At 33.4% G+C, this 12,131-nt stretch carries 10 protein-coding genes; 4 read left to right on the top strand and 6 right to left on the bottom strand.

Features of this window, described 5'->3' with window-relative positions; genetic code table 11:
* Positions 1 to 310: 310 nt before the first annotated feature.
* The 6 genes from gyrA to dnaA form a co-directional block, all read right to left on the bottom strand.
* A complete protein-coding gene (gyrA, locus tag RAH41_RS17890) occupies positions 311 to 2,821 on the bottom strand; it encodes a DNA gyrase subunit A (protein ID WP_331224409.1) in 2,511 nt (836 codons plus the stop codon).
* Between the two features lie 66 nt (positions 2,822 to 2,887).
* Positions 2,888 to 4,807, bottom strand: coding sequence for a DNA topoisomerase (ATP-hydrolyzing) subunit B (gyrB, locus tag RAH41_RS17885; protein ID WP_331224407.1), 1,920 nt, complete (start codon positions 4,805 to 4,807; stop codon positions 2,888 to 2,890).
* A 98-nt stretch (positions 4,808 to 4,905) separates the two neighbouring features.
* Complete coding sequence (recF, locus tag RAH41_RS17880; RefSeq protein ID WP_331224395.1) at positions 4,906 to 6,027, bottom strand: DNA replication/repair protein RecF; 1,122 nt, start codon at positions 6,025 to 6,027, stop codon at positions 4,906 to 4,908.
* 17 nt (positions 6,028 to 6,044) lie between these two features.
* Positions 6,045 to 6,263: a S4 domain-containing protein YaaA gene (yaaA, locus tag RAH41_RS17875; protein ID WP_331224393.1), complete on the bottom strand. Its 219-nt coding sequence runs from the start codon at positions 6,261 to 6,263 to the stop codon at positions 6,045 to 6,047.
* A gap of 218 nt (positions 6,264 to 6,481) precedes the next feature.
* Complete coding sequence (dnaN, locus tag RAH41_RS17870; RefSeq protein ID WP_331224391.1) at positions 6,482 to 7,627, bottom strand: DNA polymerase III subunit beta; 1,146 nt, start codon at positions 7,625 to 7,627, stop codon at positions 6,482 to 6,484.
* A 156-nt stretch (positions 7,628 to 7,783) separates the two neighbouring features.
* Positions 7,784 to 9,130, bottom strand: a complete 1,347-nt coding sequence (gene dnaA / locus RAH41_RS17865) for a chromosomal replication initiator protein DnaA (protein WP_114344909.1) — start codon at positions 9,128 to 9,130, stop codon at positions 7,784 to 7,786.
* 744 nt (positions 9,131 to 9,874) lie between these two features.
* Between dnaA and rpmH the strand changes: the two genes are divergently transcribed.
* The 4 genes from rpmH to jag all read left to right on the top strand — a co-directional run bounded on the left by rpmH (position 9,875) and on the right by jag (position 11,991).
* Entirely contained in the window at positions 9,875 to 10,009 is a 135-nt protein-coding gene (rpmH, locus tag RAH41_RS17860) for a 50S ribosomal protein L34 (RefSeq protein ID WP_056467137.1), read from the top strand.
* A 141-nt stretch (positions 10,010 to 10,150) separates the two neighbouring features.
* Positions 10,151 to 10,531: a ribonuclease P protein component gene (rnpA, locus tag RAH41_RS17855; RefSeq protein ID WP_331224388.1), complete on the top strand. Its 381-nt coding sequence runs from the start codon at positions 10,151 to 10,153 to the stop codon at positions 10,529 to 10,531.
* Positions 10,532 to 10,570: 39 nt separating this feature from the next.
* Positions 10,571 to 11,356 carry a YidC family membrane integrase SpoIIIJ gene (spoIIIJ, locus tag RAH41_RS17850; protein ID WP_069033639.1) on the top strand — a complete coding sequence of 262 codons (786 nt, stop codon included), beginning with the start codon at positions 10,571 to 10,573 and terminating at the stop codon, positions 11,354 to 11,356.
* Entirely contained in the window at positions 11,353 to 11,991 is a 639-nt protein-coding gene (gene jag, locus RAH41_RS17845) for an RNA-binding cell elongation regulator Jag/EloR (protein WP_331224387.1), read from the top strand. The genes spoIIIJ and jag overlap by 4 nt, the downstream gene beginning before the upstream one ends.
* The last annotated feature ends 140 nt before the right edge of the window (positions 11,992 to 12,131 follow it).

Raw genomic sequence — 12,131 nt, 5'->3', positions numbered from 1 at the left:
TTCATTTTGTCGTCCATATCTCTTGGCGACCTCTATATAATAACAAATCTAAATACCCTGGTCAATAGTTTTTATAATATAATTTCAAAAAAAAAAATCTAAAACATTACGTTCCATTAAATTCTCCTTCATTTCAAGTATTTTATCCCTTTCATAAAGTAGAAAAAACAATATACTAATAAAATTAGTAAAATCATAATCAATTGTAAAAAGTATTTCCGGTGCTTACTCTTTCTAACTGGATTGGTTCACCAGTATACAGTCAAAAAAAGAGAGAACCTAATCGTTCTCTCTACTAGTCACCGCTCAATTATTCTTCTGTTGTTTCAATCTCATCTTCGTTTTCAAGAGTCGTTGCTTCATCAGCTTCATTTTCAGCCTCTTCATCAATTACCTCTTCTTCTTTTGCCGCAATTGCTACAGTTGCAACATGACCTTCTTGATCAAGTTTTATTAATTTAACACCTTGAGTAACTCGACCTAAACGTGATATTTGGTCAATTGGCATACGGATCATTACGCCAGACTCAGTAATTAACATTAAATCCTGTTCGTCACTTACACATTTTAATGAAATCATTTTACCGTTTTTATCTGTCACATTAAGCGTTTTTAGACCTTTACCACCACGACTTTGAATTCGGTATTCTTCCTGTGCAGTTCGCTTACCATAACCTAGTTCCGTAACAACAAGAATATCTAAGTGTTCTTCAACGACTTCCATTCCTACAACATAATCATCGTCAGAAAGTGTAATTGCTTTAACACCCGTAGCCGTTCTTCCCATTGATCTAACATCTTCTTCATTAAAACGAATCATCATACCTTTTGAAGTACCAACAACAATATCTTTTGTACCATCAGTTAGACGTACCGATATTACGTCATCATCTTCTTTTAAATTAATTGCAATTAATCCGTTAGTACGAATGTTTGCAAAGGCAGATAAAGGTACACGCTTTGCTATTCCTTGTTTTGTAGTAAAGAATAAGTACCAATCCTCTAAAAATTCACTTACTGGGATAATAGCGTTAATATTTTCATCTCGGTCAATTTCTAGTAAGTTTACGATAGGTAATCCTTTAGCTGTACGACTATACTCTGGAATCTCATAACCTTTTGAACGGTATACTTTCCCCTTATTCGTAAAGAATAAAATTGTATCATGTGTTGAAGGTGTTAGTAAGTGTTCTAAGAAGTCATCATCATTAGTACCCATTCCTTGAATACCGCGCCCACCTCTACGTTGAGATCGGTAAGTAGAAACTGGAAGACGTTTAATATATCCATTATGAGTTAAACTTACAATGATATTCTCTACTGGTATTAAATCTTCATCTTCAATGATTTCAACTCCACCAGGAACAATTGCTGTTCTTCGTTTATCATTATACTGTTCTTTTAACTGAGTTAATTCTTCTCGAATAATTTCAAGAACTCTTTCCTCATCCGCAAGAATTGCTTTTAATTCTGCAATTAACTTGATTAGCTCTTGGTATTCTTCCTCGATTTTTTCACGCTCTAATCCAGTTAAACGTTGTAACCTCATATCTAAGATTGCTTGAGCTTGCTTTTCAGATAAATTAAATGTTTCCATTAAACCATTTTTAGCGATTTCTCCTGTTTGAGAAGCTCTAATTAAGCTAATAACAGCATCCAAATGGTCTAAAGCAACCTTCAAACCTTCTAAAATATGTGCACGTGCTTCTGCTTTTTCTAACTCAAACTGTGTTCTACGTTTAATAACAACAATTTGATGATCTAAATAGTGTTTTAAACAACTCTTTAAAGATAGAACTTTTGGTTCACCATTTACAAGTGCTAATAAATTAATACCAAAACTTGTTTGAAGAGCTGTTTGTTTATATAAATTATTTAAAAGTACATTTGCGTTCGCGTCTCTTCTAACTTCAATGACAATACGCATACCATTTCGATCAGATTCATCGCGTAAATCTGTAATACCTTCTATTTTCTTATCTCGAACTAGTTCAGCAATACGTTCAACAAGCTTAGCTTTATTTACTTGATACGGTAACTCTGTAACGATAATTGTTTGTCTACCATTTGCTTTTTCTTCAATTTCAACTTTTGCTCTGATAATGATAGACCCTTTACCAGTTTCATAGGCCTTGCGAATACCACTTTTTCCTAGAATCATACCTGACGTAGGAAAATCTGGACCTTGTATATATTCCATTAATTCTTGTGTCGTGATTTCTGGCTCTTTACTTAATGCAAGTACCCCATCAATTACTTCACCTAATTGGTGCGGAGGAATATTCGTAGCCATACCAACCGCTATACCCGTTGCTCCGTTTACTAACAAGTTAGGGAAACGTGCAGGAAGAACGATTGGCTCTCTTTCTGAACCATCATAGTTATCTTGATAATCAATCGTATTTTTATTAATATCACGAATCAATTCCATCGAAATTTTAGACATTCTAGCCTCTGTATAACGCATCGCCGCTGCTGCGTCTCCATCAACTGATCCGAAATTCCCATGGCCATCTACTAACATATATCTGAAGTTAAAATCTTGAGCCATACGTACCATAGTTTCATATACAGCAGAGTCACCATGTGGGTGATATTTACCGATTACTTCACCAACGATACGCGCTGACTTTTTATAAGCTTTATCAGCTGTCATACCCAAATCATTCATTGCATATAAAATTCTTCTATGAACAGGCTTTAGGCCGTCTCGTACATCTGGTAACGCTCGAGAAACAATTACACTCATTGCATAATCTAGGAAGGAATTACGCATTTCATGACTAATATTTATTTCTTTAATTTGTTGATTTTCACTCAACATAGGCACCTCCCTTTAGTTTCCGTAACCTGAGAAAAGGAGCATAATGCTCCTTACAAATACTTGTTAAATATCTAAGTTCTTAACATACTTAGCGTTATCTTGAATAAAGTTACGTCTTGGTTCTACTTTTTCACCCATTAATGTTTCAAACGTTTCATCCGCTTCGATTGCATCTTGAAGATTAACTTGTAGTAACGTTCTAGTCTCTGGATTCATTGTAGTTTCCCACAACTGTTCAGGGTTCATTTCACCTAGACCTTTATATCGTTGGATAACAGGTTTTGGTACTGCATTTAAAGTCGACATAATTTCTTCCATTTGTCGATCATTATAAGCATATTGTACTTTCTTCCCTTGTTGTATCTTATATAAAGGTGGCTGGGCAATATAAATATAACCACTTTCAATGATTTGACGCATATAACGATATAAGAACGTTAACAATAAAGTACGGATGTGGGCACCATCAACATCAGCATCCGTCATCAATATAATTTTATGATATCGTGCTTTCTCAATATCGAAGTCTTCACCGATTCCGGTACCAAAAGCAGTTATCATTGAACGAACCTCGTTATTGGATAAAATTTTATCTAGTCGAGCCTTTTCTACATTAATAATTTTTCCACGTAAAGGAAGAATAGCTTGGAAGTGACGGTCTCGTCCTTGTTTAGCACTTCCGCCCGCTGAGTCTCCCTCAACGATATAAATTTCGCTAATAGAAGAATCTTTTGAAGAACAATCAGCTAATTTCCCAGGTAAACTTGAGACTTCTAAAGCACTTTTTCTTCTTGTTAATTCACGAGCCTTTTTAGCAGCAACACGAGCCCTAGCCGCCATTAAACCTTTTTCTACTACTTTTTTAGCTTCTGTCGGATTTTCTAATAAAAACTTTTCAAGGTTCTCACCAAAAATTTGCTCTGTAATCGTACGAACTTCACTATTACCTAACTTAGTTTTTGTTTGTCCCTCAAACTGTGGATCTGGGTGTTTAACAGAAACGATCGCCGTTAATCCTTCACGTACATCCTCGCCCGATAAATTGCTATCTTGATCCTTAATAAGACCATTTTTACGACCATAATCATTAATAACACGAGTTAAAGCAGTTTTAAATCCAACCTCGTGTGTACCACCTTCGTGTGTATTAATATTATTCGTGAATGAGTAAATATTACTTGTATAGCTTTCGTTATATTGAAGTGCAATTTCTACACTAATTCCATCTTTTTCACCAATAACAAAAATTGGTTCGTCATGTATTACTTCTTTAGAACGATTTAAGTGTTCAACGTAAGATTTGATTCCACCTTCGTAATGGAATTCTTTCTTTTGTTTATTTTCTCTACGGTCTTCAATTGTTAAGCGAATCCCTCTGTTAAGGAATGCTAATTCTCTTAAACGGTTTGCTAATGTATCAAAGTCATAAACTGTCGTTTCAGTGAAAATTTCTGCATCAGGTTTAAAATGAGTAATTGTACCCGTAACATCAGTCTCACCGACGATACTCATATCTGCAACAGGTATACCTTTAGAAAATTGTTGATAATAAATATTACCTTCACGATGTACATGAACTTCTAGTAAAGTAGACAATGCATTTACTACTGATGCACCTACTCCGTGTAATCCACCAGATACTTTGTATCCGCCACCGCCAAATTTTCCACCCGCATGTAGTACTGTCATAATTACTTCTAGTGCAGGTCTACCCATTTTTTCATGGATACCTACTGGAATCCCACGACCATTATCCTTAACTGTTATACTATTATCTTCTTCAATTGTTACATTGATCTCATCACAGTATCCAGCCAATGCCTCATCTATACTGTTATCAACGATTTCCCATACTAAGTGATGTAATCCCTTTCCGCTCGTAGAACCGATATACATACCCGGTCTTTTACGTACGGCTTCTAAACCTTCAAGAACCTGTATCTGATTTTCATCATAATTATGTTCTTGCATTTTTTGATCCATTGTCATGAACACTCACCTACTTTTTTTATTTTACATAAAAGAATTAGTAAATTTCAGCTTTGCTTATTAGGCGGCGTAGTAGAAATTTCATAAATTATTTATCGAGAAGTACTTATAATTGTTCCATGTGAAACATTTATAATATTAGCTTGTTTTATCGTTTCGTGCTGAATTCCGTCGACACTTGTTGTTGTGACAAAAGTCTGTACTTTATTTTGAATTGCATTTAATAAGTGTGTTTGACGATAGTCATCTAGCTCTGAAAGAACATCATCTAATAAAAGTATTGGATATTCTCCAACTTCCTCTTTAATCAGTTCAATTTCAGCTAGTTTTAATGAAAGAGCTGTTGTCCGCTGCTGTCCTTGTGATCCAAAAGTTTGAACGTTTTTACCATTTACCATAAAGACCAAGTCATCTCTATGCGGACCAAGCAATGTAGTACCTCTTGATACTTCACGCTCTTTTTCAGCTTCGAATTGTTTTATGTACTCATCTTCCATTTTCGTCAAATCTGTTAAATCTGATACATTAATGCTTGGTTTATATATAATTTCTAGCTTTTCGGTCTCTCTAGAAATCTGACTATGAATAGGCGATGCCCAATCCTGTAGTAATTTGACGAACGAAATTCGTTTTTCAATTATTTTTACGGCATGTTTTACAAGCTGAGATGTTAGGACTTCAAGCATTAAATAGTTCCGATCTCGGCTAGTTTGTAATGTTTTTAATAGTGAATTTCGCTGTTGGAGGATTCTTTGGTACTGACTCAGTTCATGTAGGTAAACTGGCGAAACTTGTCCTAGTTCCATATCTAGGAATTTACGACGCACTTGCGGACTACCTTTTACTAAATGTAAATCTTCCGGTGCAAACATAACGACATTCATCACGCCTATATATTGACTTAACTTCATCTGTTCAAGATGGTTCAGCTTTGCTTTTTTACCTTTCTTTGAGAGGATTAGCTGTAGTGTTACTTGCTGATTTTTTTTCTGTAACGTACCCTTTATTGTACCATATTCTTCATCCCAACGTATCATTTCTTTGTCATTACTTGTTCGATGAGACTTTGTTAAAGCTAGCACATAAATGGATTCCATTAAATTTGTTTTTCCTTGAGCATTTTCACCAATAATGACATTAACATTATTTTGAAAATTTAATTCAAGTTTTTCATAATTACGATATTGTGTTAGTTGTAAATCCTTAATATACAATGGGATTCCCCCAAAACTTATGAAGTTATAATATACGAACCTTTTCCAGTAATAGAAATTGTATCATTTAATACTAATTTTTTTCCTCTTCTGTTTTCAGGTTCATTGTTCACAAAAATTTCATGCTCCGATAGAAACCATTTAGCCATTCCGCCTGTATCAATTACACCCGCAAGCTTTAAAAATTGACCTAATGTAATATATTCTGTATTTATTTTAATTTTTTCTGTTTTCATTTTTTATCACCCTCATTTATCCATTCCTTAATTGTACTAAACTTCTGAAAGAAAAAAAACACTTAACCCTTATTTTGTCTATTAAGTACAAAAAGACTGACCTAAATGTACTATGCACTCCCCAAACAAATTTGTAGAATAAATTTTTTATTCATTCTGCTCGTTGGAGATTGCTAGTACATTCTATTAGGTCAGCCCCTTTCGATAGAATTTACTAACTAGTATGTGCGAACTGGTAAAATTAATTGCAATGTTCTTGAATCATTTACAGTACGAATTAAAAATGGTCTCATAGCCCCTGTAAATTGAATATAAATTTCTGGGCTTTCAATTGCTTTTAATGCATCCATAACATACTTCGCACTGAAAGAGATTTTTAACTCTTCACCTTTGATATCCTCACAAACAATTTCGTCTACTACTTTACCGATTTCAGGAGAATAAGAAGAAACATTCACCACTGAGTTACCAACTGTTTCTAAGTGGACAACATTATTTCTACCTTCCCTTGCTAATAAAGAAGCACGATCAATAGCTTGTAAGAATTCTTTCGTCATTACAGTTAGTTCTGTTTTACTTTCACTTGGAATCAACTTTGATGTATCAGGATAATTACCTTCTAATAATCGAGTAAAGAACAATAGATGTTTTGTTTTAAATAAAGCTTGATGTTCGGTTAAGACAATTTCTACTTTTTCATCATTGTCATCTAGAATTTTACTTAATTCATTTAAACTTTTCCCAGGAATTACTACGCTAGCTTTAAATTCACTTGTTGTAGAACTTCCATCAATTTTCGCTTGTCTTAAAGCTAGTCGGTGGCTATCTGTCGCTATACATGTTAGATCACCATTTTCGATCTTCCAGTTTACACCGGTTAAAATTGGTCTAGTCTCTGAAGTCGATACTGCAAATACTGTTTGACGAATCATAAATTTTAATAAATCTGCAGAAATTGAAATTGTTTCATGTTCTTCAATTTGAGGAAGTAGTGGATATTCCTCAGAGTCAAAACCATTTAAGCTAAACTCAGTTTTTCCTGCTCTTATTGTTGTTACATAATTATTATCAGATTCTAATTCGACAAAATCTGAAGGTAATTTTTTTACAATATCACTAAAATATCGAGCATTTAATACTATACTTCCAGTTCTTTTTACATCAACTAGTTGTTGATCATCCAACACTGTTGGTAAATAAGATTCTATCGATATATCTGAATCACTACCTGTGAAAGTTAATCCTTCATTTGTAACGACTAATTTAATTCCAGTTAAGATTGGAATAGTTGTTCTTGATGAAACAGCTCTCATAACCTCTTGTACAGCTTTAACAAGATGATCTTTTTGTACAGTAAATTTCATTGTTTGTACTCCTTATATAATTTATAAAATAATATAGTAATAGTAGTAGGGCCTGTGAATTTGTGGATAACTATATTTTATTAAAGAAAAATAAGTCTATCAACATGTGGATAGACTGTGTAAAAAAGATAGAAAGTTATGCACAGGTATATAACTCTACTGATTTAATTTTTCATTGATTTCTTTAATTTGAGATTGTAACTGTGAGTCAGTTTCAATAAGTTTTGAAATTTTTTCATGCGCATGAATAACAGTTGTATGATCTCGGCCTCCAAACTCTTCTCCTATTTTAGGTAAAGAATGGTCTGTAAGCTCTCTTGAAAGATACATCGCAATCTGTCTTGGGAAAGCTACTGATTTTGTACGTTTCTTTGCTTTGAAATCTTCTAATTTAATACTAAAAAATTCTCCAACTGTTCGTTGAATGTCATGAATTGATACTGTTTTAGGCTTTGTTGCTGTGATTAAATTCTTTAAGGCTTCAGCGGCCACACTAGCGTTTATATCCTTATTAATTAATGATGAATAAGCGACTACACGAATAAGTGCTCCTTCTAATTCACGGATGTTTGTATCAATTTGATTGGCAATATATAACATTACCTCATTTGGAATATCTAACCCTTCAGCCTTAGCTTTTTTACGTAAAATCGCGATCCTAGTTTCTAAATCCGGTGGTGTGATATCCGTAATAAGGCCCCATTCAAAGCGTGAGCGAAGTCGATCTTCTAATGTAGGAATTTCTTTAGGTGGTCGGTCACTTGAGATAACGATTTGCTTACTTTCTTCATGAAGAGTATTAAAAGTATGGAAAAATTCTTCTTGAGTTTGTTCTTTTCCAGCCAAGAACTGAATATCATCTATAAGTAGTACGTCTACATTACGGTACTTATTTCTAAATTCAATTGCTTTATTATCACGAATTGAGTTAATAAACTCATTTGTAAACTTCTCTGATGATAAATAAACGACTTTTGCATTCGGATTATGTTCGAGAACATAGTGTCCAATTGCGTGCATTAAGTGGGTTTTCCCTAACCCAACTCCCCCATATATAAATAGCGGGTTATAGGCTTTTGCTGGCGCCTCAGCAACGGCTAAAGATGCTGCGTGTGCAAAACGGTTACCTGAACCAATTACGAATGTATCAAAAGTATATTTAGGGTTTAACATACTTTGTCCGAACTCTACTGGTTCCTCAAATTTAACTTTTGCCTTAACTGCCGGTATATTCATCTCTATTTCTTCTACATGATTTTGAGGAAGGATAAATTTGATTTCTAATTCCGCTCCAGTTATTTCTAATACTGTATCCATAATCAATGATGAATACTTTGACTCAAGCCAATCACGGGCGAATTCATTTGGGGCAATAATTGTTAAAGTATCATTCTTCAAAGAAAATGCCTTTGTTGATTTTAGCCATGTTTCAAAGCTTGGTTTACTAATTTTTTTTTCTATTTCTGCTAGAACCCTGGACCACAGATCCCCTATATTCTCCAAACAGTAATCCCTCCTTACAAAGCTTGTCCAAGTTTTGTACAAGCGCATAAATTAAGTATTTATTTTTATTCATGCCTTTGAATATGCGTTATTTTATAAAACTGCAAAAATCCACTTTATTTGACAGTATTCACCTATGTGGATAACTAAAAAATGGTACAAGTGTAAAACCTGTCCACAAGTTATTAACATCTGTGGACAAATAAAAATAATAAACAACTTGTCCAAAGTGGAAAACAAATTAATAATATCAAAAATCTTTAGCTATTTCAATGAGTAGTTAATGTTATCCACATGCTAATCCACTTGTTCAAAAAAATTGTCCACAGAAAAAGAACTTGTGTAAAAGTTGTCAGTAACTGTTGTGGGGAAAAAATGTGTAGAAAAATATTATCCACAGAGCACTTAACAATTTTAGTAAAAGGGGTAGTAGTAGTTTTTTGTAGATTTTTTTATTCACTTAAATGTGTGTTTTAAAAAATCTTTCGACACCATCTTTTTTGCTAGGATTAATCGTTTATAAATTTATTGAAGGGAAATGATAGGAGTAACCACATTTCTTTTATTAAATAGGTGACTTTCTTTTATTTTTTTCTGATTAAAACTCACTGGATCAACCATTCTTCACAATTTGGAAATAATTATTCATCATGATTTAACATCTTACATTGACATTAATAGTAGTTATTCTTTATAATTTATAGGACTGTCTATTACAGTAATTCCTCAGGGAGGTGTCATATAATGAAAAGAACATTTCAACCAAACAAACGTAAACGCAGCAAAGTACATGGTTTCCGTAGCCGTATGAGCACTGCAAATGGACGTAAAGTTCTAGCTGCTCGTCGTCGTAAAGGAAGAAAAGTATTATCTGCGTAGGCCACTGTCAACAGTGGTCTTTTTCACTAATAAGAAGGTCTTTTTTGCTTTTATGTCACAATTTGTAAGTAAAAAAGGCCTCATTTTTTATAAAAAAATTGTTATGATAATTGAAGGAATCATTTGAGGTGTCAGTAGAACATGAACAAGAAAAACAGAATAAAAAAGAATGCAGATTTTAGTCGCGTTTTTCAAGAGGGATCGTCAACTGCAAATCGACAATTTGTAATCTATACATTAAAAAAGGAAGATCAAAAGCAATTTCGTATAGGATTATCTGTTAGTAAGAAGTTAGGTAATGCTGTAGAAAGAAATCATATTAAGCGGTATATAAGACAAGCTCTTACTGAATTAAGTGATGATCTTCGTGTGAATATGGATTATGTTGTAATCGCAAGAAAGCCCTGTACTGATCTACCTTTTAATGAATTTAAAAAAAGTTTAATTCATGTGTTGAAAAGGGCGGAAGCGCTTAAAATACGTGATTCAAAACATAAATTAGATAAAAAACAAATTAAGTAATTACATATTTAAATGTAACTTCTTAAAGGAGGAACTAGTTTGAAGACTAAGAAGTACCAATTGCTAGTTACAGTTCTTTTATTAGTAGTCGTTTTAGCTGGATGTTCGCAAACAAACCAACCGATTACATCTGAAAGTACGGGGATTTGGAATGAGTATTTCGTTTATCCACTATCATGGTTAATCACAGCTGTATCTAAAATTTTTGGTGGAAGTTATGGAATGTCGATTATCGTCGTAACACTTTTAATCCGTTTAGCATTACTACCGTTAATGATTAAACAAATTAAAAGCACGAAAGCGATGCAATCAATCCAGCCTGAAATGGCCAAACTTAAAGAAAAATATTCTTCTAAGGATCAAAAAACTGTCCAAAAATTAAATGAAGAAACAATGAAGTTGTACCAACAACATGGTGTAAACCCACTATCTGGTTGCTTACCAATTTTTATTCAAATGCCAATTTTAATTGCTTTCTACCATGCGATTATGAGAACAATGGAAATTAAAGCACATGACTTCTTATGGTTCCAATTAGGACACCCAGATCCAATTTATGCTTTACCAATCATCGCTGGTATTACAACTTTCATTCAACAAAAGGTATCAATGAGTACTGGTTCAATGACAGGACCTGCTGCTCAACAAATGAAAATCATGCTTTATGTTATGCCAATCATGATTTTAATATTTGCTGTTAGACTACCATCTGCTTTAGCTTTATATTGGGTAGTTGGTAATACATTTATGATTCTTCAAACATTATTTGTTAATAGAGGTAATACTACCGTTAAAAATAACAATGTAGGAGGGGCTAGTAAGTGAGAGAAGTAACTGCTACTGGTCAAACAATCGAACAAGCAGTTCAAATAGCACTTCAGCAACTTAGTTCAACAGAAGAAGACGTAGAAATTACAGTAATCGAAGACGGCAAAAAAGGATTTTTAGGATTTGGTGCTAAACCTGCTAAAGTATTAGTTGTTAAAAAGAAGACTTTAATCGAAAAAGCATACGACTACCTTTTAAATATTGTTAAAAGTCTTGATGAATCTGCAGATGTAAATTTCGAATTACAAGGTACTAAGGAACAAACCTTCTTATTTACAATAAAGGGTGATAAAGTTGCTCTTATTATTGGAAAAAGAGGTAATACTTTAAATGCTCTTCAATTCTTAGTTCAAACATTTGTAAATCGTCATTCAAAACAATTGATTCATGTTGTCGTTGACGCAGAGAATTATCGATTAAAACGTAAGGAATCGCTAGAAATTCTTGCAAAAAAGACTGCTCAAACAGTTTTAAAAACAAGAAAAGCGATCTCTCTAGAGCCAATGCCTTCTTTTGAAAGAAAAATTATACATCATATACTGACAGATATGCCGAATATCTCTACGAAGTCTGTAGGTCAAGATCCGCATCGTCAATTAGTTATAGATTTAAAGAAACCAATTAAGGGCTAAGCCTTAATTGGTTTTTTAATGTTCTTCATTCAAGTCATTTAAGTTTACTTGTAGTTTCGTACGGTTATAATATAAAAACATTCAATTATAAAATTCTTTATGCTATGCTATAGATTTAGAAGTAACATGTTAACTTTTAT

The organism is Gottfriedia acidiceleris (assembly GCF_036421055.1).
In the GTDB taxonomy this organism is placed as follows: Bacteria; Bacillota; Bacilli; order Bacillales; family Bacillaceae_G; genus Gottfriedia; species Gottfriedia acidiceleris_C.
Note: the sequence above shows the minus strand (reverse complement) of the source record. Positions and strands in the feature narration are given on the sequence as shown.

Coding starts and splice junctions, on each gene's coding strand:
- gyrB (WP_331224407.1), bottom strand. CDS start 4,807: ATGGATCAAAAAATGCAAGAACATAATTATGATGAAAATCAGATACAG.
- yaaA (WP_331224393.1), bottom strand. CDS start 6,263: ATGAAAACAGAAAAAATTAAAATAAATACAGAATATATTACATTAGGT.
- dnaN (WP_331224391.1), bottom strand. CDS start 7,627: ATGAAATTTACTGTACAAAAAGATCATCTTGTTAAAGCTGTACAAGAG.
- rpmH (WP_056467137.1), top strand. CDS start 9,875: ATGAAAAGAACATTTCAACCAAACAAACGTAAACGCAGCAAAGTACAT.
- rnpA (WP_331224388.1), top strand. CDS start 10,151: ATGAACAAGAAAAACAGAATAAAAAAGAATGCAGATTTTAGTCGCGTT.